The organism is Clostridium boliviensis, from assembly GCF_033342255.1.
In the GTDB taxonomy this organism is placed as follows: Bacteria; Bacillota; Clostridia; order Lachnospirales; family Lachnospiraceae; genus Lacrimispora; species Lacrimispora boliviensis.
Genome location: NZ_JAWONS010000324.1, coordinates 101,138 through 121,250 on the forward strand (window position 1 = coordinate 101,138; position 20,113 = coordinate 121,250).

At 43.7% G+C, this 20,113-nt stretch carries 21 protein-coding genes, 1 pseudogene and 1 riboswitch; of the genes and pseudogenes, 3 read left to right on the plus strand and 19 right to left on the minus strand.

Annotation, left to right across the window (positions count from 1 at the left end):
* Positions 1-48: 48 nt before the first annotated feature.
* The 6 genes from RZO55_RS22435 to RZO55_RS22460 all read right to left on the minus strand — a co-directional run bounded on the left by RZO55_RS22435 (position 49) and on the right by RZO55_RS22460 (position 2,219).
* Entirely contained in the window at positions 49-414 is a 366-nt protein-coding gene (locus tag RZO55_RS22435; protein ID WP_369293251.1) for an FtsB family cell division protein, read from the minus strand.
* On the minus strand, positions 387-743 hold the full coding sequence (gene yabQ / locus RZO55_RS22440; RefSeq protein WP_318066484.1) for a spore cortex biosynthesis protein YabQ: 357 nt from the start codon (positions 741-743) through the stop codon (positions 387-389). The genes RZO55_RS22435 and yabQ overlap by 28 nt, the downstream gene beginning before the upstream one ends.
* 17 nt (positions 744-760) lie before the next feature.
* Positions 761-1,045, minus strand: a complete 285-nt coding sequence (gene yabP, locus RZO55_RS22445; RefSeq protein ID WP_318066485.1) for a sporulation protein YabP — start codon at positions 1,043-1,045, stop codon at positions 761-763.
* A gap of 87 nt (positions 1,046-1,132) precedes the next feature.
* Entirely contained in the window at positions 1,133-1,372 is a 240-nt protein-coding gene (locus tag RZO55_RS22450) for an RNA-binding S4 domain-containing protein (RefSeq protein ID WP_097005390.1), read from the minus strand.
* Between the two features lie 3 nt (positions 1,373-1,375).
* Positions 1,376-1,678: a non-specific DNA-binding protein Hbs gene (gene hbs, locus RZO55_RS22455; protein ID WP_268875600.1), complete on the minus strand. Its 303-nt coding sequence runs from the start codon at positions 1,676-1,678 to the stop codon at positions 1,376-1,378.
* A gap of 64 nt (positions 1,679-1,742) precedes the next feature.
* The gene (locus RZO55_RS22460; RefSeq protein WP_336624350.1) at positions 1,743-2,219 is read right to left on the minus strand and encodes a MazG family protein; all 477 of its coding nucleotides are present in this window, start codon (positions 2,217-2,219) and stop codon (positions 1,743-1,745) included.
* 73 nt (positions 2,220-2,292) lie between these two features.
* On the opposite strand from RZO55_RS22460, the gene RZO55_RS22465 reads away from it, so the two are divergent.
* On the plus strand, positions 2,293-3,273 hold the full coding sequence (locus RZO55_RS22465; protein ID WP_318066486.1) for a ComEC/Rec2 family competence protein: 981 nt from the start codon (positions 2,293-2,295) through the stop codon (positions 3,271-3,273).
* A gap of 73 nt (positions 3,274-3,346) precedes the next feature.
* On the opposite strand, the gene RZO55_RS22470 is transcribed toward RZO55_RS22465, so the two are convergent.
* The 5 genes from RZO55_RS22470 to pth all read right to left on the minus strand — a co-directional run bounded on the left by RZO55_RS22470 (position 3,347) and on the right by pth (position 8,685).
* On the minus strand, positions 3,347-3,490 hold the full coding sequence (locus RZO55_RS22470) for an AE-binding protein (RefSeq protein WP_097005393.1): 144 nt from the start codon (positions 3,488-3,490) through the stop codon (positions 3,347-3,349).
* Between the two features lie 12 nt (positions 3,491-3,502).
* Positions 3,503-4,051, minus strand: a complete 549-nt coding sequence (gene spoVT / locus RZO55_RS22475) for a stage V sporulation protein T (protein WP_318066487.1) — start codon at positions 4,049-4,051, stop codon at positions 3,503-3,505.
* Between the two features lie 191 nt (positions 4,052-4,242).
* A complete protein-coding gene (locus RZO55_RS22480) occupies positions 4,243-4,428 on the minus strand; it encodes a hypothetical protein (protein WP_097005395.1) in 186 nt (61 codons plus the stop codon).
* A 147-nt stretch (positions 4,429-4,575) separates the two neighbouring features.
* Positions 4,576-8,109, minus strand: a complete 3,534-nt coding sequence (mfd, locus tag RZO55_RS22485; protein ID WP_318066488.1) for a transcription-repair coupling factor — start codon at positions 8,107-8,109, stop codon at positions 4,576-4,578.
* Positions 8,110-8,118: 9 nt separating this feature from the next.
* On the minus strand, positions 8,119-8,685 hold the full coding sequence (gene pth / locus RZO55_RS22490) for an aminoacyl-tRNA hydrolase (RefSeq protein ID WP_318066489.1): 567 nt from the start codon (positions 8,683-8,685) through the stop codon (positions 8,119-8,121).
* A 235-nt stretch (positions 8,686-8,920) separates the two neighbouring features.
* On the opposite strand from pth, the gene RZO55_RS22495 reads away from it, so the two are divergent.
* A complete protein-coding gene (locus tag RZO55_RS22495; RefSeq protein WP_318066490.1) occupies positions 8,921-10,591 on the plus strand; it encodes a DUF4091 domain-containing protein in 1,671 nt (556 codons plus the stop codon).
* Positions 10,592-10,634: 43 nt separating this feature from the next.
* Positions 10,635-10,730: riboswitch (purine riboswitch) on the plus strand.
* Positions 10,731-10,741: 11 nt separating this feature from the next.
* Positions 10,742-12,151: an NAD(P)/FAD-dependent oxidoreductase gene (locus RZO55_RS22500; protein WP_318066491.1), complete on the plus strand. Its 1,410-nt coding sequence runs from the start codon at positions 10,742-10,744 to the stop codon at positions 12,149-12,151.
* A 62-nt stretch (positions 12,152-12,213) separates the two neighbouring features.
* On the opposite strand, the gene RZO55_RS22505 is transcribed toward RZO55_RS22500, so the two are convergent.
* The 8 genes and pseudogenes from RZO55_RS22505 to RZO55_RS22540 all read right to left on the minus strand — a co-directional run bounded on the left by RZO55_RS22505 (position 12,214) and on the right by RZO55_RS22540 (position 20,058).
* The gene (locus tag RZO55_RS22505) at positions 12,214-13,011 is read right to left on the minus strand and encodes an HAD family hydrolase (protein WP_318066492.1); all 798 of its coding nucleotides are present in this window, start codon (positions 13,009-13,011) and stop codon (positions 12,214-12,216) included.
* Positions 13,008-13,592 (minus strand): xanthine phosphoribosyltransferase, encoded by a 585-nt coding sequence (locus RZO55_RS22510; RefSeq protein WP_318066493.1) that lies wholly within the window; start codon positions 13,590-13,592, stop codon positions 13,008-13,010. Before RZO55_RS22510 ends, RZO55_RS22505 begins: the two co-directional genes overlap by 4 nt.
* A gap of 25 nt (positions 13,593-13,617) precedes the next feature.
* The gene (gene tig / locus RZO55_RS22515; protein WP_318066494.1) at positions 13,618-14,721 is read right to left on the minus strand and encodes a trigger factor; all 1,104 of its coding nucleotides are present in this window, start codon (positions 14,719-14,721) and stop codon (positions 13,618-13,620) included.
* A gap of 125 nt (positions 14,722-14,846) precedes the next feature.
* The gene (locus RZO55_RS22520; RefSeq protein WP_439100072.1) at positions 14,847-16,241 is read right to left on the minus strand and encodes an aminopeptidase; all 1,395 of its coding nucleotides are present in this window, start codon (positions 16,239-16,241) and stop codon (positions 14,847-14,849) included.
* 41 nt (positions 16,242-16,282) lie between these two features.
* Positions 16,283-16,381, minus strand: a pseudogene (locus tag RZO55_RS22525) (D-aminoacyl-tRNA deacylase); the annotation flags it as partial.
* Between the two features lie 68 nt (positions 16,382-16,449).
* On the minus strand, positions 16,450-18,249 hold the full coding sequence (locus RZO55_RS22530; protein ID WP_318066495.1) for a glycerophosphodiester phosphodiesterase family protein: 1,800 nt from the start codon (positions 18,247-18,249) through the stop codon (positions 16,450-16,452).
* 36 nt (positions 18,250-18,285) lie between these two features.
* Positions 18,286-18,996, minus strand: a complete 711-nt coding sequence (locus tag RZO55_RS22535) for a GTP pyrophosphokinase (RefSeq protein ID WP_318066496.1) — start codon at positions 18,994-18,996, stop codon at positions 18,286-18,288.
* A 129-nt stretch (positions 18,997-19,125) separates the two neighbouring features.
* Positions 19,126-20,058: a S1 RNA-binding domain-containing protein gene (locus RZO55_RS22540; RefSeq protein ID WP_318066497.1), complete on the minus strand. Its 933-nt coding sequence runs from the start codon at positions 20,056-20,058 to the stop codon at positions 19,126-19,128.
* Positions 20,059-20,113 lie beyond the last annotated feature (55 nt).

Genomic DNA, 20,113 nt, shown 5'->3' on the forward strand with positions numbered 1-20,113 from the left:
ATTTTTGTCAAAACTGCTGATTCAAATTTAAAATTGTACGACACAATATCACTTCTTCTGCGGCTTCAGCAGAATCTCATCGGGTTTTACAAGCCCCAGCTTCTGCTTGGCCACTTCTTCAATATATTGCTTCGTCTGGACATATACCCGGTATTCTTCCAGTTCTTTGGCACGGTTCTGCTCCTTGTCCACCTGCGCCTGAAGATTCTGCAGGCGGTACTGATATTCCAGTTCTTTCTCCTTCAGCGAGGCGCCTTTTATCGTGACAATCACTGCCAGGCTGAAAACCACAAAGGTGATTCCAATCAGCGTCATGCGGTTGCCCCATCTATCTTTTCTTTTTCTTCTTGACTTTCTCATCTCTCTCATACACTCACCAGTTGTTTCTATTGCCGCTTTTTTGGTCGGATCCACTTATCCACTCTCATTTTAAGATATTTCTGAAGGTTTTTCAAGGATTTTAAGAAAAACCTGCTGACCAGCCGGTCATATAAAAACATCCCCAGAAAAATCCCGGCTATGACATATCCTCTCAATCCTCCGTCATTTTGCTCATATAACAGGGAAAATGTCACCAGTGCGGCATAAACCCAATAGATCATGTCCTCGATTCCTGTGAACACATAGGAATGTGGAATAAAAATACGGAAAATTCGCAGCAGGTCATATGTCATCATAAGCCCTGCACCTGTTAAAAAGCTGTAGAGCAGAAGTTTTACTTCATATACGATATGAACGCTCATATGACTCCCTCTGGATTTTATTTAAACAGCCTGGACAGAAGGGATTCCCCCGATCTGCGCAGAGCCTCATTGGAGGAATAGTTCAGACTTTCAATGCTGCCGTTTAAATCCAATTCTCCCTTTTCCAGAGTTAACCGGCTGACATGAAGATCTTTCCCCTTTAATGTCAGCAGACCCATATCCGTATCCAGCACTACCTGGTTTTCATCAAAGGATACTACATCCCGTATTCCGGTCATCGTACTGGAAGCACGATTATCTATTGTCAGCCTGTGAGGGCGTACGCTTAGCTTTTCTTCCATAAAAAAACCTCCTAATATACCTTATAAAGTATATTAGGAGGCAAGCTCCAATATTCCTGAAATTGATCTTTTGTATCACATCAAAGACTAAAGATATCGATAAAGCTCTTTTGCTTCATCTTTTTTTACAGTTTCCGCGACATCAAGAACTTCTACCTTAACGGAACTGGTACCGAAATGAATTTCAATTACATCACCTTCCTTAATATTCAGGGAAGCTTTTGCAGGTTTTTCATTAACAAGCACGCGGCCCGCATCACAGGCTTCGTTCGCTACGGTTCTTCTCTTAATGATTCTGGACACTTTAAGAAACTTATCAAGTCTCATGAATTATGCGTTCACCATATCCTTTAATGCCTTACCTGCTTTGAACTTTGGAGTTTTGGAAGCCGGAATATTCATTACTTCACCGCTCTTAGGATTTCTTCCTTCTCTTGCGGCTCTCTCAGATACTTCGAATGTACCAAAGCCAACTAACTGGATTTTCTCGCCCTTAACTAATTCTTCAGATATTACATCTGTTAAAGCCTTCACTGCCTTTTCTGCATCCTTCTTGGACAGCTCTGCCTTCTCTGCAACTGCCGCGATTAACTCTGCTTTGTTCATTGATATCTTCCTCCTAGAATGTAGCACCAGGCTACTAATTTTCTCGTTGACACGATTACTATATCATTTATAGCTGTTTCTCCTGTTTTTGTCAAGGTTTTTTGCTGTTTTCACGGGACTTCTCCTGCATTTTTATCGCATTCCAGACTGCCTCACCCTCTTCCGACGAAATCACCTTTTTATCACCAAAAACATGTGGATGCCTTCGGATCATTTTCTCACAGATTCCATTTACCACATCATCAATGGAAAAGCATTGATTCTCCTTTGCAATCTGACTGTGAAGCATTACCTGATATAAAACGTCCCCCAGCTCCTCGCATAGGTTGTCCATATCCTTATGGTCAATTGCAAGGAATACCTCCTCGCTCTCTTCCTCCAGATGCTTTTTTAAGCTCTCATGAGTCTGCTCCCTGTCCCAGGGACAGCCTTCCTCCGACCGCAGTTTATTTGTAATATCTACTAAATCCTGAAAAGTATACATACACGTAACCTCCTTTTCTCCATTATAACACATACCGGTCAGATCCAGAGGAATCTGTTTCCATTTCTGAAGATTTTCTGACATTTGATCCGGACCCCTGTTAAAAATACGGTATATCTATTATAATGAGTGTTAATTTAATAAACCGGAGGTAATCATGAAACATTTTAGTATATGGAAACGGATCGCAGCCTGCCTGCTGTTTCTTAACATTGCATTGAGTGCCTTTACACCTGAAATTGTGACTCCAGGAAGGACTGCCGATGAATTAACGGCCATGCGCATGGGCATCGGCACCTCTTTAAATATCGGACCTGGCAGCAAACTCTTTCATGGTGGAAGCCTTTCCCTTCTTGCAGATTATGACAACCGCCAGATGCTTTCCATGATCCTGCAGGATAAAGACGGCGCACTGGTGGTCATTGACGGCGGCTGGGATATTGATGCGGATCATTTAAGCGATGTCATTCAATCAAAAGGAGGGCATGTATCCGCCTGGTTCATCACCCACCCCCATTCAGATCACGTGGGAGCACTGGTTAAGATTTTAAACAATCCGGACCGCAAGATCACCATTGACCATGTATACAGCTCCCTGGCGGACCAGTCGTGGTATGACCGGGTAGAATCTTCCCGATCCCAGCTGGCTTCTGATTTACGTTCCGCTTTAGCCACTCTTCCGGCAGAAAGTCTCCATACCGTAAAAAAAGGGGAGGAGCTCCAGATTGGCTCCATAAAAGCCAGGGTTCTTAATGATCCCTACCTTCTGGATTCGACATCAGTTAATAACAGTTCCGTCGCTTACAAATTTTTCTTAAACAACGTCAGCATTCTGGTGCTTGGAGATATGGGACCAGAAGCAGGCGAGCTTCTCTTAAAAGAAACGGGAGCCTCAGGTTTAAAAAGCGATATTGTCCAGATGTCACACCATGGCCAATACGGTGTAAACCGTGATGTTTACGCTGCCATTCAACCTCAGATTGCATTATGGCCCTGTCCCCTCTGGCTTTGGAATAATGACAACGGCGGGGGAATCGGAAGCGGTGACTGGAAGACCCTGGAGACCAGACAGTGGATGCAAGATCTGGGTGTAAAAGTTAATTACTGTATTAAAGATGGAGACCAGATTATCTACTAACCCATAAACTCTTAACCAAAACGGCAGCCATACTAATATCTGGCTGCCGTTTTTTTGTTTTGTTCCTGTTCTTTTAATCCCCGCCCGGACCATCCCGTCTCGGCCTTTCTGATTCTGGCAGCGGTTCTACATAAAAGCCATCTTTGTAGGGATCCGTATCAATTTCAGGAATATCGCCATCGCTGTAGTCGTCTTCTTCTGGCATAAAAACTCTCATTTTCTCACCTCCTTACCCTTCCATCTGCCGTCCTAAAAATCCTGCTGCTGTAGTTGCCAGTTTTGTTTCCATATCCCCAAACCGGGCTCTTGGTTCCCTGCTCAAAAGAGCAACCGCTCCAATCGCATCGCCTTCACAGATAATGGGGGCTATAACCTGGGCCGTTATTCCTTCCAGAGTTTCCCCTGTTAATGCAATAAATCCCTTATCATCCTTTCCTGCCACAACAACCGAGCGCTCATTAATGACAGACTCAAGCTGTTTGCTGATTGTTTTCTGAAGGAGTTCTTTCTTTGATCCGCCGGCTACTGCAATAATCTGGTCCCGGTCACAGATACATACGGTCAGTCCGGTTGTCTGGGCCATAGCTTCTGCATACTGGGATGCGAAAGCAGTCAGCTCCACCATTGGGGAGTATTTTTTTAATATTATTTCACCTTCTCTGTCTGTAAATATCTCAAGCGGAGTACCTTCTCTAAGTCTGAGTGTTCTTCTGATCTCTTTTGGTATTACTACACGTCCAAGATCGTCAATTCTTCTTACAATGCCCGTTGCTTTCATATTTAATATTCCTCCATCGTGTGCATTTTAATATCACTGATATTATTTTGCTTCGAATACACCAGATTATACTTAAGTCTGCCATTTTTCCCAAAATTTAAAATCAGGGTCAGACTTAAACTTTAAGTCAAACCCTGATTCTTACTGATAATTATAATGTTTTACGAAGAGGGATATATTCCATTCCCAGATTAAAAATCACCTTGCCTGACACGATGGGGAACTTCTTTTGAAGAGGATATATATGCCTCATGTGCCACTTTTGCTGCCTCACTGTCGGGGACAGGCGCCACAAATCTGTTTTCAAAAGAACCATAGCGCTGAATGGTTAATTCATCTGAAACTCTTTGGAGAAGATACATACCTAAAACGTCCATAGCTACCACCTTTCTTCGAAACAAAATGAATTGAAGTAAGAAAGCATCCGGGACTAAATCCCACTTCTACTATTAGTATATCACATAATGACAAAAAATCAACAAGACAAGCCATGTTTTTTTAGTTATTTTTTCTATATTTTTCTATTATTCAGATAACTGTCCAATCTGCTTCAAGATGATCTCTGCCTGACTTATCATTGTGTCAGTTGTCGCATTTTTCTTCCGGTCAAGGTAGGCAAACTTCGGTTCTTCTCCCATGTGGAATTTCAAATCACCCCGGTATTCTTCAATGATCTTTGGAATTCCTTCCACCTTCAGCTTAGCATTTTTATACATCGTCAGGCGGATTTCCTGACGGTTTATATTGACCTCCGTCACATATGCGCTGTGTGCCAGGGCCTTTAATGCAGCAACTTTAAGAAGATTCTCAACTGGCTTTGGCATCTCGCCGAAACGGTCCATCAGTTCATCCTGCATATCCATATGCTCATCTTCATTTTCAATGGCAGATATACGCTTGTAAATGTCAAGTTTCTGATATTCGTTTTTAATATAAGAAGTCGGAATATAGGCATCAATATCGCAGTCTACCACAGTTTCGTAGGTATCCTCTTCCCGTCTTATTCCCTTCAGTTCCAAAACAGCCTGGTTTAGAAGCTTACAGTATAAATCGTATCCAACCGCTTCCATATGACCATGCTGTTCCGCACCCAGGACATTGCCGGCACCCCTTATTTCCAGATCTCTCATGGCAATTTTTATACCAGAGCCAAGCTCTGTAAATTCACGGATTGCCTGAAGTCGTTTCTCAGCCTCTTCCTTTAGCATTTTATCCCGTTTATACATAAGAAATGCATAAGCGGTCCTGCTGGAACGCCCTACCCGGCCTCTTAACTGGTAAAGCTGGGAAAGTCCCATGCGGTCTGCATCCTGAATAATCATCGTATTGGCATTGGAGATATCCAGCCCGGTCTCAATGATCGTTGTACACACCAGAACATCAATTTCACCATTTACAAAATCAAACATGATCCGCTCCAGTTCATGCTCGTGCATCTGTCCATGGGCAAACGTTACCACTGCTTCCGGGACCAGCTTTGCTATATGGTTCGCCACCTCGTCAATATTATTGACCCGGTTATATACATAATAGACCTGACCTCCCCTGGCCAGTTCCCTGTGAATTGCTTCCCGCACCATCTCGTCGTTATGCTCCATCACATAAGTCTGTATGGGCATACGGTCAACTGGAGGTTCTTCCAGAACACTCATATCCCGGATTCCCACCAGGCTCATATGAAGAGTCCTTGGGATAGGGGTAGCTGTCAGGGTGAGAACGTCGATATTTTCCTTTAACTGTTTGATCTTTTCCTTATGTGCAACACCAAACCGCTGTTCCTCATCAATAATTAACAGTCCCAGATCTTTAAACTGCACATCTTTAGATAAGACCCGGTGGGTGCCTACCACAATATCCACCATTCCCTTTCTTAAGTCTTCCACGGTTTTCTTAATCTGGGAAGAGGTTTTAAACCGGGACATTAAATCCACCCGCACCGGGAAATCTTTCATTCTCTGGGCAAAGGTATTATAATGCTGCTGTGCCAGAATCGTAGTGGGTACCAGATAAACTACCTGCTTCCCATCCTGAACCGCTTTAAATGCAGCCCTTAGCGCGATCTCAGTCTTACCATATCCCACATCTCCGCAAATCAGCCGGTCCATGATCTTTCCGCTTTCCATATCTGCTTTGGCTGCTTCGATTGCGTCCCACTGGTCTTCTGTCTCATCATAAGGAAACATTTCCTCAAATTCTTTCTGCCAGACGGTATCCTCGCCATACCGGAATCCATGTGTCTGCTGTCTGGCCGCATAGAGCATGACCAGATCCTTTGCAATCTCTTTTACTGCCCCCTTAACCCTGGTTTTAGTCTTGTTCCACTGGTCTCCTCCCAGTCGGTTCAGCTTTGGTTTCTTTGCTTCAGCACCTGCATACTTCTGAATTCCGTCAAGCCGTGTGGCAGGAAGATAAAGATTGCCGTTATCCGCATATTCCACCTTTAAGTAATCCTTAATCACGCCGTCCTGCTCAATTTTTTCGATACCCCGGTAAATTCCCAGCCCATGATCCTCATGTACCACATAATCCCCTACGGAAAGGTCGGAAAAATTCTGGATTCTGGTACCTTCATAAACCGTCTTTTTCCGTTTGCGCTTCTTTTTCTCCATACCGAACATATCACCTTCGGTAATAACCAGAAATTTAATCATTGGATACTCAAAGCCCCGGTGGATATTACCGTAGGTAACCAGGATCTCTCCTGGTTTTACGTCATGCTCTCCGTCCTGATCGTCCGGACAGTAGGCGTGTAAGTCGTATTCCCTTAAATCCCCGGCAAGACGGCTGGCTCTGGTCCTGGAAGCAGAAAGAAGGATCACACGATAGCCTTCCCGCTTCCATCTGGTTAAATCCTTAATCAGCAGCTCAAAACTATTCTGATAAGAATTTACGTTCTTTACCTGAAAGCTGTAGCGGTTTTTTACCACAAAACCTGATAGCTTCTGTTCCAGGCCTGTTAAATACACGCTGCTCTTCATCTGGATTCTGGCCAGCATCTCCTTTGCCGGATAAAGAAGATTTGTCTGACCTGGCAGGAGATATCCGTTTTCCAGTCGGTGAATCATGCTCTCCCTGAATTCCGCCTCAACAACTTCTCCCTTTTCCTTAAGCCGTTCAGGTTCATCCAGGAAAAACACCGTATTCTCAGGCGAAAAGTAATCCAGAAAGGATACGCTGTCTCTGCAAAAATAATGAATATATCCGTCCAGGCCGTGCTGCTTCCAGCCCTCTCTTAATCCTTCTAATAGTTCTGATATAATGGAGCGGATCCTGGCTGCCTCCTGAATCTTTGACTGTGCCCTAAGATCTTTTTCGTATTTTTTCAGCTCTTTTTGAAGTGCATCAATACCATCGCTGATCTGCTGCGAGGTAAGAATCATTTCCGTTGCCGGGTAGATACGGATCTCGTCAAGCTGCTCGATTGACCTCTGGCTCTCTAAATCAAAGGTACGGATAGAATCCACCTCATTGTCCCAAAGCTCTATACGGACAGGAAGCTCTTCTGTGAGAGGAAAAATATCTATGATACCGCCACGGACGGAAAACTGTCCCATTCCATCCACCTGTGCCATCCGTTCATATCCAAGCTCTGCAAGCCGTTTTTTCCATTTCTCCACATCAATAATCTGGCCGCCCTCAACCAGAAGTGTCTGCTTTTTCATATCAGCAAGCGGCATCAAATGATCCATCAGACCATCAAAGGTTGTAACCACCCACCCGGATGATTGTTCCATTAAATGACGAAAAACCGCCATTCGCCGCTTGGTCAGCAGGTTTCCATGGATATCCGCATTGAAAAACAGCAAGTCCCTTGCCGGATAAAGCCACACATTGGAATCAAAAAAGCGAAGATCTTCATAGATCTCACCTGCTCTGGTATCGTCATAGGTTACTACCAGCTTCAGGCCTGTCTGCTTTGCCGCTTCATACATCAGGTGAACTTTCTGGGAGTCCATACATCCGCTTGCTATAACCGGTCCGGCCTTCTTTGCAAGATCAGAGCAAAGACCTTCGAAGTCCCTTAGTTCTCTTAATGGTTTTTCAAATAGATCGTTCATGAAATCTCCTTATTTCTTCCTGTTGAAATAATTCATCGCCTGATCAGCCCCGTCTTCCACCATCATGACCGCCGCATCTGCTGCTGCCTGGTAAGCATCCGCCATAATCATCTCCTGCTCTTTAGGGAAACGTCCCAGCACATAATCTGCCAGATCCATCTCTTTAGGTTTTTCACCAACTCCCACTCTGATTCTGGGGAATTCCTGGGTTCCTAAATGCTGAATAATATTTTTCAGACCATTATGCCCCCCGGCACTTCCTTTCTTACGAATCCGAAGCTGTCCCTCTGTGAGATTGATGTCATCGCAGATGATAATAATGTTCTCCGGCTCTACCTTATAAAAGTCAGCCATAGAACGGATGCTCTCTCCGCTTAAATTCATATAGGTCTGAGGTTTAGAAAGAATCACCTTCTGGTATCCTGCCATTCCCAGCCCGTAAACAGCCTTATGTTTTTTATCCGTTACCCTGATTCCCAGTTTGTCCGCCAGAACATCAATAGCTTCAAAACCTACATTATGTCTTGTTTTATCATACTCTCTTGTTGGATTACCCAATCCTGCGATGATGTACATGATAATTCTCCTTATTATTGTCTATATTAACTGCAGTTGCATTTCATGACTGATCCGGGTGTTTTATGAACGCCCGAAAAGCGTTAGATTTCCCTCACAGGGGTACCTAACGCGATTCATATCATTTTAACAGTTCCAAAGAAGGATGTAAAGATAGAATCACAGAATAATTTAATTCCATTGAAAACCTGCATACAGGAAGTTATAATGTAAATATTTAAGAAAGGAACCTGACATGGAACAATATAAAAGTTCTTACCAAATGATCCTTCTAAGTTCACTGACTAAAGTATTTACTGATGAAGAGCCTCTGTTTTATCCGGAATGCTGCCGTCTTAGCGGTCTCTGGGGAGAGACGGTTTCGTTTCAGGCCGCCTGTTCTTTCTCCGGAAACGAAAAGGAGACAATGGAAGTTACTATAGATTCTCCTCTGAAAAAATATATAAACATCCGCCAGGTGATTTCTGTCCCCTCAGCATATCCTGCCCACGAGAAGCGAGACAGCAATTATCTGCGCCACACACCAGGTCTTTATCCCGATCTTCTTCGAAGCCCGGACAAGAATCAGCTCATACTGGTACCCGGCAAATGGCAGAGCCTGTGGACTGAGATTAGTCTCACCAGTGAAATTCCCGCGGGTATTTATCCCGTCACAGTTTCCATAATAAACGAAGATAAACAGATCGTTGCCTCAGTAACTGCCACAATCGAAGTCATTGCTGCCTCATTGCCCAGGCAGGAACTGATTCATACTGAATGGTTTCATGGAGACTGTCTGGCTGATTATTATCATGTTCCTGTATTTTCAAACGAACACTGGGAAATCCTTGGAAATTTTATTGCTCTTTATGGAAAACGGGGTATGAATATGATACTGACCCCCATCTTTACACCGCCGCTTGATACTGCAAAAGGCGGGGAACGAACCACAATACAGCTGGTCGGCATAACCGAAGCGGACGGCTGCTATCAGTTTGACTTCACCCGGTTGAGGCGATGGGTTGCAATCTGTAAAGCCTGCGGAATCAAATATTTTGAGATGGCTCATCTGTTCACCCAATGGGGCGCGGGCTTTGCACCAAAGATCCTGGTTATTAAAAATGGGAAAACCGTGAAACGTTTTGGGTGGCATACCCCTGCCCTAGGGGAATATACCTGTTTTCTCAATCAGTTCCTGCCGGCACTGAAAGAGGAGTTAACGCTTCTGGATATTTTAGATGACACCTGGTTTCATATCTCAGACGAGCCAAGAAATGATCATTTAGAATCCTATGCCGCAGCAAGAAAATCCGTTATGAGCCATTTAAAAGGCTGTAAGGTGATCGATGCTCTTTCGGACTATTCTTTTTATGAGGCAGGTCTGGCCGAGAGGCCTGTTTGTGCCACCGACCATATCGAACCGTTTTTACAGCATGGTGTTCCTCATTTATGGAGCTACTATTGCACTGCGCAATGCGTCGGTGTCGCCAACCGTTTTATGGCCATGCCATCACCGCGAAACCGGATCTATGGAATTCAGGTCTATAAGTTTGGGATGGAAGGAATTCTTCACTGGGGTTTTAACTTTTATAATTCCGAATATTCCGTAGATCATATAAATCCTTATCTGGTCACTGACAGCGGTGGAAGTTTCCCTTCTGGCGATGCATTTTTAGTTTACCCCGAAGCAGACAGACAGCCGGAAGAATCCATCCGCCTTATGGTTTTATACGAAGCCATACAGGATCACAGGGCATTAAAGCTGTTAGAACAGTATATTGGCAGGGAAGCAGTTATAACGCTTCTGGAAGAGGATTTGTCGGAACCGATCACATTTAAGACTTATCCAAAATCAGCAGCATATCTGATATTAATCAGAAATAAAATCAACCGGGCCATAAAGCAGCATATCAAAACAAAAAGTTGATGAAAATGGTATATTGTACCTTGTCATATCTCCAGGCATTATGATAGAATAATACCGTTGCGCTTATATAAGTTCAAAATTGGTTGAACGTTTCTACCAACTACCTCAATAGTTGACTATAAGAGTTAGAAGGAAAAAGGAGTGATGTTCATGAAGGAAGCTTCAAAAAAATACGATGTGATCATCATCGGTGCAGGCCCCTCCGGCATTTTCTGCGCCTATGAACTGATCGAGAAAAAACCGGATCTAAAGATCCTCATGATTGAGAAGGGCCGCCCAATTGAAAAACGTACCTGTCCCAAACGTACAACCAAAGTATGCGTAGGCTGCAAACCTTGCTCCATTACCACTGGATTTGCAGGTGCAGGAGCATTCTCAGACGGAAAGTTATCGTTATCCCCGGATGTAGGAGGGAATCTTCCTGAAATACTGGGATATGATAAAACCGTGGAACTGTTAAAGGAATCTGATAATATTTATTTAAAATTCGGCGCTGACACCAATGTATACGGTGTGGACAAGCAAAAGGAGATCCAGGAGATCCGCCGCAAAGCCATTAACGCCAATTTAAAACTGATCGAATGCCCCATCCGCCATCTTGGCACGGAGGAAGGCTATAAAATCTACACCCGTCTGCAGGAGCATTTACTGGAACAGGGCGTGGAGATGGAATTTAATACCATGGTGAAGGACATCCTGATTGAGGATAATCAGGCAAATGGGATTATCACTGATAAGGATGTGATCTATGAGGCATCTGAGATCGTATCTGCCATCGGCCGCGAAGGATCTGACTGGTTCAGTCATATCTGCGGAAATCATGGAATTGAGACAAAGGTGGGAACCGTTGATATCGGAGTCCGTGTTGAAGTCAGAGATGAAGTAATGGAATTCCTGAATAAGAATCTTTACGAAGCAAAGCTGGTTTATTATACACCAACCTTTGATGATAAAGTACGTACCTTCTGTACCAATCCATCTGGTGAAGTAGCGACTGAATATTATGAAAATGGACTTGCAGTAGTCAATGGACACGCCTACAAGTCTAAGGAGTTTAAAACCAATAATACGAATTTTGCGATACTTGTATCTAAAAACTTTACTAAGCCTTTTAAAACACCCATCGAATATGGAAAGCATATCTCACAGCTAAGCAACATGCTGTGTGACGGAAGAATTCTGGTACAGACCTTCGGTGATTTCCAGAGAGGCAGACGTACCACAGAAGAGCGCTTATGCCGTAACAATATCATTCCTACTTTAAAGGATGCGGTTCCCGGCGATCTGTCTCTGGTATTCCCTCACAGAATTATGGTTGATATCAAAGAGATGCTCCTGGCTCTGGATAAGGTTACACCGGGTATCGCCAGCGATGAAACTCTTCTTTATGGCGTGGAGGTTAAATTCTACTCCAATAAAGTTGTCGTTAACAGTGATTTTGAGACCAGTGTTCTGGGACTTCGCGCCATCGGAGATGGTGCATCTGTAACCAGAGGGCTTCAGCAGGCTTCGGCTAACGGTATCAGCGTTGCCAGAAGCATCTTAAATAAAATGAGTTAAAAAAGAAACATGGGAACGGTTTATCGCCGATCCCATGTTTTTATCTATACCTGATCCATCAGTTAAATTATTCCCAGCTTTCTCATTGCGTAAGCAACTCCGTTGTCTTCCACATTTTTTGTATAAAACGTGGCATAAGGCTCCAGTTCCACGCTGTGATGTCCCATGGCAATACAGTTCTTTGCATACTCAAACATGGATAAATCATTGGTACTGTCACCGAATACATAGGTATCCTCAAGTTCCACTCCATAATGCGCTATCACTGCCTCAATGGCAGTCGCCTTGGAGTGTCCTGCGGGAATGCATTCGTAGAATCCGCCGCCCCGGTTGATAATCTCAAAATCCAGTCCTAATTCCCGGGCGAATCCTTTCATATCACTTTGCTCATCCTCCATAACGCAGAATTTATCAAAATCATAACAATCTTCATCCCAGCTATATGGAGAGCAGTTTCCCTCAAGTGCTACATTTTCCTTCATGGTTCTGACCTTAGCGATCCGTGATTCCGTTTTATTAAAATAGCAGCTTTCTGTTCCCTCTAAGATCCCGTCAAGACCATATTTCAGAATCATTTTTTTAATTTTTATACCCGTTTCATGAGGAATTGTAGCGGAGTAGAGAACTTCTTCCCCCGCTACAATCCGTGTCCCACAGCCGCAGCAATAGCCATCCACCTGCAGGAGAGACCGAATTGGACTGGTAAGGCAGTAGGTACGTCCGGAGTTAATAAAAACCAGATGCCCTGTCTCCCTTGCCTGTACAATGGCATGTTTTGCGCTCTCCGGTACATTGCGGTTAATTTCCGAAAAAAGTGTGCCGTCAATATCAAAAAACAGGGCTTTTCTCTTCCCGGTCATCGATCACCCCTAAAACAGATGGTACCAGAGGTTTCATCCATGCTTTCCACGATTGCCAGGGATTCTACCCGGATACCCTCCGAGCGAAGGCTGTCTCCGCCGGGCTGAAATCCCTTTTCAATAACAATCCCGGCTCCGACCAGTTCTGCACCGGAGTCTTTTACTATTGCTGCAAGTCCCTCCAGCGCTTTCCCGTTGGCTAAGAAATCATCGATAAGCAGCACCTTGTCACCGGCTCCTATAAATTCCCTGGATACCATAACATCATAGGTTCTGCCATGGGTAAAGGATTCAACCTGAGTGGTATAAACATCTCCTGCTATATTCTTCGTCTTGGATTTCTTGGCAAATACCACAGGTACATCAAAATATTGTGCTACGATGCATGCGATACCGATACCGGAAGCCTCAATGGTCAGGATCTTATTGACTTCTTCATCTGCAAATCGTCTTTTAAACTCTTTTCCGATCTCCACGAACAGCTTAATATCCATCTGGTGATTTAAAAAGCTGTCTACTTTCAGTACGTCACCGGACTTGATCTTTCCGTCCTTCCGTATTCTGTCCTTTAAAAGCTGCATAAAGGTTCCCCCTATGGTATGTGATTTATTCCGTTATCTTTGCGTTCTCTTTTAAGAAATCCAGTACTTTGTTGCTGATGATATAATCATCCACTTCATACTGTCCTGCAGCCTGGATCATGCTGTCTACATTTTCGTAGCCCATTTTCTGTGCCACATCATTGCGGTCATCATCGCTGACCGTGATTCCCTCTTTATCAGCAATGGCATTTAATACCAGTCTCTGTTTTACGATTCCTTCTGCCTGGGTCTTCACTGTATTTCTGAAGTCCTCTTCCTTCATTCCGGTAAACGCTGTGATAAATGAAGGGAAATCCATACCATAAGATGCTGCCTGATTGGTATATCTGGCGATTACATTCTCAACATTGGCATCAATGGCTTCCTGATTCGCTTCAACCTTGGAATTTGCTAAAACAGCTTCATAAATGCTGCCTTTCACATTCTGATCTGCCTCATCGTTCTTATTCTGAATGAGAGTCTGTTTCTTGTCTTCCTTATATTCATCTACATTCTTATACTTTGTGTTTTCCTGAACAAACGCATCATTCAGCTCAGGAGTCTGCTTTTCTTTAATGGTATTAACTGTTACCTCAAATACTACCGGTTTTCCAGCCAGATCCTTGTTATTGTAATCTTCCGGGAAAGTAACATCCAAAGAGAGCTTGTCTCCTTTTTTTGCTCCTACCAGGCCTTCTTCAAAGCCAGGGATAAACTGATTGGATCCGATGGTTAAATCATAACCCTGTGCAGTTCCGCCATCAAATGCAGTCCCATCTTTCTTACCAACGAAATCAATGTTTACCACATCGCCAGACTGTATGGCACGATCTACCTCTACATCTTTTTCCTGAGCAGCAAGATCGCTGTCAATTGCCTGCTGCACTTCCTCATCTGTCACTTCAACAGCATCTCTTTTCACTTCGATGCCCATGTAATTCCCAAGAGTAATGGTTCCGTTATCCACTTTTGATAAATCTACAGACGGTACTGTCTCCTGAGCGGAGGATTCCGTTGCTTCCGTGGATTCTGGTGCTGCTGTCGTTTCAACCGCCGGTTTTTTGGAACAACCGGTTACAATAGCGGCGGCAATAAGACCGCACATACATACATTTAAAATTTTTTTCATAATACAATCCTTTTTCCTTCTAAAATTATAGATCATAATCGCACTGCTTCCTGTCAGTTATACCATATCAGGCACAGTAAAAAAAGCTCTTTCCTGAAATTAACAAAAATTTCAATATTCCGTTATTATTTGTAAAAAGCCTGGAATGCCTTATATGTATTATAAACGTCCAGTTTGGAAGAAAGCTCAAAGGGGGAATGCATGGAGAGAATCGGAACTCCTAAATCCACTACATCCACATCCATTGCTGCCACATATTTTGCTATGGTTCCGCCGCCTCCCTGGTCTACTGCGCCCAGCTCACCAATCTGCCAGTATACGCCTTCCTTATCCATCATGGCGATTATCTTAGCCATCAGCTCTGCACTGGCATCGTTAGACCCTGCTTTTCCTCTGACTCCGGTATACTTTGTCAGGACACATCCTTTATTGATATAACAGGAATTGCGCTCTTCATAAACGGAAGCAAAGCCTGGATCATACGCTGCATTCACATCGGAGGATAAACAGATGGAATTACGCAGAACCGTTCTGACGTTTGCATGAGCCATCTCTGCCAGATCCTCAATGTAGTGAAGTACAAAGTGGGAGTTTAATCCGGTATTGCCGTCTGAACCGATCTCTTCCTTATCTGCAAGTACGGTCACTGTGGTATATTCCGGATTTGCCGCATCAATCTCAGCCATGAGAGCTGTATAGGCACATACCCTGTCATCCTGTCCGTATGCACCGATCATGCTCCGGTCCAGGCCCACATCACTGGCTTTTTGTGCCGGTACCAGCTCGATCTCTGCACGGAGAAAATCCGCTTCTGTAATTCCAAAGCGGTCATGTAACAGCTTCAGAGTCATCAGTTTTACAGGCTCTTTTAACTCTGCCTCGTCATTAAAAGGAAGAGATCCGATGACAACATTCAGTTCCTCCCCCTTCAGTCCCTCCCCCAGCTTTCTGTCATTCTGCTCTGCTGCCAGATGGGGAAGTAAGTCCGTAATACAAAATACAGGGTCGCCTTCTTTTTCACCAATATTGACTTCCATCACTTCTCCGTTTTTCTTAATGATCACGCCATGCATGGCTAACGGAGTCGCAGCCCACTGGTACTTACGGATTCCACCGTAATAGTGAGTCTTAAAATAAGCCAGATCGTTCTTTTCATAAACCGGATTGGGCTTTAAATCAAGTCTTGGAGAATCAATGTGGGCACCGTTCATGCGAAGTCCCTTCTCCAGCCCTTCTCTACCAAATGTTGTTGCAATTATCGCCTTGCCCCTGTTTATCTGATATACTTTATCACCTGCTTTGTAGGACTTTGTCCGGTCGAAAGGTACATACCCCTGCATTTCCAGCATGGCTGCAGCCTCTCTGACACATTCCCGCTCTGTCTTACCATTGTCCAGAAATCTCTTATAGCCGGTACTAAACTGCTCTGCTTCTCCCATCTGTTCCGGTGCTTCTTTACCTATATGGGGAAATTTAAATGTTAATTCTTCCTGAAGTGTCTGTCCAATTGTTTTATCCATGATAAATAATCCTCCTTTGTTATTGGGGCTGTGCCCTGTTGTTAAATTGCCGGACAGATCGTATCACTGTCCAATACCAAAGTAAATGGCCCGTCATTTAGTAATAAAACCTTCATATCTGCACCGAAGCGGCCGGTCTCCTGCCCATCTACGGTAACCGCAGCATGGGCGACCCGCTGTAATACAATTCTCATCTGTGTTCTCCTGTCTATTTTAATACCAGCTGTAAATATTCCAGCAGACTTTCTGTAGCTGCCTCACGGTAGATAATCTCCCGCGCAAGAATAGGATAGTCTGTAATGATATTATCCACTCCCAGCATCTTCATTCGCTCCATCTCACTCTTTCCATTTACCGTCCAGGCATGAACGGCCTTGCCCTTTTTATGAGCAGCCTCAACCAGCCGTTCATTTATGAAGCTGGAACGGAGGCTGATAAAGTCTATGGAATCGCTGGAATAAAAATCACCGTAAGCTGCAGAAATGATATAACCCGTCCGGATCTGGGAATTTGCCTTTTTGATTCTTACAAGATAGGAAAACCGGCTGGAGGTCACCACACACTGGTCCTCCATCTTATATTCTTCAATCAGCTTCCTCACCTTATCCGGCAAATCACTCTTATCGCCCACGTTCTTAATCTCAATGTTCAGATTGATCCTGCCTTTGCAGTATTCCATGGCTTCTTTTAAAGTGGGAATATTCTCCCCTCTGTATTCCTCTGAATACCAGGCCCCCACATCCAGACTGCTTAAATCGTCATAACGGAAGGAGGCGATGGTCCGGTTAATTCCTGCTACCCGGTTTAACGTGTAATCATGACCCAGAACTACAATCCCGTCCTTTGTCTCCTGTATGTCGATCTCAGCAAAATCAGCCAGATCATCCACAGCCTTACGGAGCGCCGCCATGGTATTCTCCGGTGCTTCATTGGAACTGCCCCGGTGGGCTGTGATCTTTATCTCGCTAAGCATATCTCCGGTGATAACGGAACCGTTTCTTAATACATAAAAGAGGGACAGCAGACAAAGCACTGCAGCGGAGGCCATGATGAATCCCGCTGTCTTCCGGTTACCGAAAGGCTTACCTTCATATCCGATTGCTGCCGCCTTTCTGGACATCCGGTTATTAAATCTGAAATACTGGACACTGACTGCACCGCATTTACCCACAGACAGAAGCATGCTGGAAAAGAAAATAAGCACCAGTTCAATCCAGTCACAGGCTGCGGGGAGCACAGCAAGCGCAAGCCTGTTATCTGTAAATAAGGTGACCGCAACCGCGGTAAGAAACACACAGAACCCGTAGAGAACAAAAAGCGTAAGAATGGCAACCCCATAATAGCAAAGCATCAGGGGAAGAACTTCAAAAATCCTGCGCCTTAAAAGCCACCAGCTTTTCAGATACCCATCCCGAAACCGCTTCTGTTCGATCATACAGGTATGAAAGACATATCGGCCCGGAATTACAAAAAACAGGATCAAAAGAACCGATGATATCAGCATCACCCTGCCCCATGGCCGGCTTAACAGTTCAGAAGTAACAAAATTAATGGGTTTTACATGAGTAAAAAACCGGTAGACCAGATACAGATTGGTAATAAAATAATCCGCCAGCACCAGTATTCCCAGCTGCCAGTTTTTCCGGCGTATCTCATCGAAGAGTTTTGATATCCCTCCTGCGAAAATCTGCCACAATGTCAGCTTTCTGTAATAAAATGCTCCCTGATACAGAGTAATCAGACACCCCGTTTCCAGAAGCATGGTTAAAATCCCAAGAATCAGAAGAGCAGCTATCATAGCTGCTGTCCATGGTTTCATTAGAAAAGATCCGATATTTGACGCAGTTAAATAACTGTAATCCGCCATTTTGAGCGAAAACTTAAGACCTGTATTTAAGGCAAGCAGGTACAAAGGCGCTGTGACCAGGCGAAACAGAAGCGTAAAGATCAGACCATTCCTTTGATTATATTTGAGAATTTTAAATGTGTCTTTTGTTAATGTGCCCATAGAATAACCTTCTTTTTATGAAGATAAAAAACAGCATTAAGCGGGCGGAATTGTCAGGTCTGCACCTTTTTCTTCTTCCTCTGCCTTGCTGTCCTGACCGTCTGGTATTGTTTTTTGTGCTTCACTCAACTCCAGAATAGCCTGATTCAAAGAAAACATCTTCTTATCAAGCATATTGACCACATCTGCACAGGCTTTCAATTCCTGCTGCAGATATGCCGGCGCATTACCTTCAAATTTATAATATATCTTATGCTCCAGACTTGCCCAGAAATCCATGGCAACTGTTCTGATCTGAACCTCTACCTTAGTATCAACCGGTCCATCTGTCAAATAAATTGGTATGGTTACTACCATGTGGTAACTTTTGTATCCGTTGGGCTTAGGATTTTCAATATAATCCTTTACATAAAGGACTGTTACATCACTTTGCTTTGTTATCATCTCAGCAATCTGGTAAATATCTGAAGTAAACGAGCAGATAATCCTGATTCCTGCAATATCGTTTAACTTTTCCACCATATTATCTATGGTCACATCATATCCGTACCGTTTTAATTTTTTAACAATACTGTCTGGTGTCTTAAGTCTTGACTTGATGTGCTCAATGGGGTTGTAATTATAGATATGCACAAACTCATTATTGAGTATTTCTATTTTTGTATTAATTTCCCTTAAAGCAGAATCATACAAAAATATAATGGATTTCCACTGGTCAACCTGATCAAATGAATTGGGAATATTCATTCCACATTCCCCCTCTCCTTGGCAACCTGTCGGGTCAGTGAGACAGGGGCAGCCCGATAGACAGCCCCTGCTACTCCTTTAATAGTATACCATAGAAACCCAATATTTTATATTCTTTTTCCCCAGTTTCTAAAATTTTAATCCTTTCAGAAGATTGCCAAGTCCGGTTGATACACTTCCATCTTCTTTGTAATCAAAGATCTCTTCTGACTCTTCCTCGTCGGCTTCCACAGCTTTCATACTCAGGCTGATCTTATTATCTGCAGTTGAAAGAATTTTAACCTTTACAGTCTGACCTTCTTTTAAAACCACACCTGGATGCTTGATTCTCTGATTGCTGATCTGGGATATATGAAGGAGACCGGAAAGACCATTTTCCAAAATGATAAATGCACCATAATCCTTTATGGTATCAACTGTTCCTTCCATAACTGCGCCGGCCTGGCATTTTGCAATTTTCCGGTTCGTTTCTTCCTTCTGTTTTAATAAAGCAGGTTCCTTTCCGGAGAGTACCAGCCTGTTATTTTCTTCATCAGCAGTAATCACCGTAACATCTATGGATTTTCCACTGAACTCCTTTAAATCCTCAACATACTCTGCAGCCAGTTTGGAAGCAGGAATAAATCCTCGAATTCCCTCCAGATAAACCACTGCTCCGCCTTTTACAATCTCTGCGATCTTTACCTTCATCATGGTTCGGTCTTCCATCATGGTCTTTAATTTATCCCAGGCTGCCTGATCATTCTGAAGCTTTCTTGAGAGTAAAATATTTCCCTCTCCGTCATCGGTTTTAATAACGTTTGCGGTGATTTCATCTCCATTATGAATCTCCAGAAGAGGGTTAAAATCAGGATCACTGCTTAAGTCTTCCTTGTTAATAATCCCTTCAGCATAATATTTCAGATCCAGAAACACCTGGTCCTCACTTACGCGGATGACTGTTCCGGTTATTGTATCACCTTCTCTGACACGTTTAAAGGATGCCTCCAGCTCTGCTGCATAATCATCCATAGTTTCCACCCGCTCCTGCGGGATAGCATCTGTCTTCATCTCTTCTTCCATAAGAACTCCTCCATTCATAAAATACCTTATTTCAGGCATAATCTAAGTATATATT

Coding starts and splice junctions, on each gene's coding strand:
- yabQ (WP_318066484.1), bottom strand. CDS start 743: ATGAGCGTTCATATCGTATATGAAGTAAAACTTCTGCTCTACAGCTTT.
- yabP (WP_318066485.1), bottom strand. CDS start 1,045: ATGGAAGAAAAGCTAAGCGTACGCCCTCACAGGCTGACAATAGATAAT.
- RZO55_RS22450 (WP_097005390.1), bottom strand. CDS start 1,372: ATGAGACTTGATAAGTTTCTTAAAGTGTCCAGAATCATTAAGAGAAGA.
- RZO55_RS22460 (WP_336624350.1), bottom strand. CDS start 2,219: ATGTCAGAAAATCTTCAGAAATGGAAACAGATTCCTCTGGATCTGACC.
- RZO55_RS22465 (WP_318066486.1), top strand. CDS start 2,293: ATGAAACATTTTAGTATATGGAAACGGATCGCAGCCTGCCTGCTGTTT.
- RZO55_RS22470 (WP_097005393.1), bottom strand. CDS start 3,490: ATGAGAGTTTTTATGCCAGAAGAAGACGACTACAGCGATGGCGATATT.
- spoVT (WP_318066487.1), bottom strand. CDS start 4,051: ATGAAAGCAACGGGCATTGTAAGAAGAATTGACGATCTTGGACGTGTA.
- RZO55_RS22480 (WP_097005395.1), bottom strand. CDS start 4,428: ATGGACGTTTTAGGTATGTATCTTCTCCAAAGAGTTTCAGATGAATTA.
- mfd (WP_318066488.1), bottom strand. CDS start 8,109: ATGAACGATCTATTTGAAAAACCATTAAGAGAACTAAGGGACTTCGAA.
- pth (WP_318066489.1), bottom strand. CDS start 8,685: ATGTACATCATCGCAGGATTGGGTAATCCAACAAGAGAGTATGATAAA.
- RZO55_RS22495 (WP_318066490.1), top strand. CDS start 8,921: ATGGAACAATATAAAAGTTCTTACCAAATGATCCTTCTAAGTTCACTG.
- RZO55_RS22500 (WP_318066491.1), top strand. CDS start 10,742: ATGAAGGAAGCTTCAAAAAAATACGATGTGATCATCATCGGTGCAGGC.
- RZO55_RS22505 (WP_318066492.1), bottom strand. CDS start 13,011: ATGACCGGGAAGAGAAAAGCCCTGTTTTTTGATATTGACGGCACACTT.
- RZO55_RS22510 (WP_318066493.1), bottom strand. CDS start 13,592: ATGCAGCTTTTAAAGGACAGAATACGGAAGGACGGAAAGATCAAGTCC.
- tig (WP_318066494.1), bottom strand. CDS start 14,721: ATGAAAAAAATTTTAAATGTATGTATGTGCGGTCTTATTGCCGCCGCT.
- RZO55_RS22520 (WP_439100072.1), bottom strand. CDS start 16,241: ATGGATAAAACAATTGGACAGACACTTCAGGAAGAATTAACATTTAAA.
- RZO55_RS22530 (WP_318066495.1), bottom strand. CDS start 18,249: ATGGGCACATTAACAAAAGACACATTTAAAATTCTCAAATATAATCAA.
- RZO55_RS22535 (WP_318066496.1), bottom strand. CDS start 18,996: ATGAATATTCCCAATTCATTTGATCAGGTTGACCAGTGGAAATCCATT.
- RZO55_RS22540 (WP_318066497.1), bottom strand. CDS start 20,058: ATGGAAGAAGAGATGAAGACAGATGCTATCCCGCAGGAGCGGGTGGAA.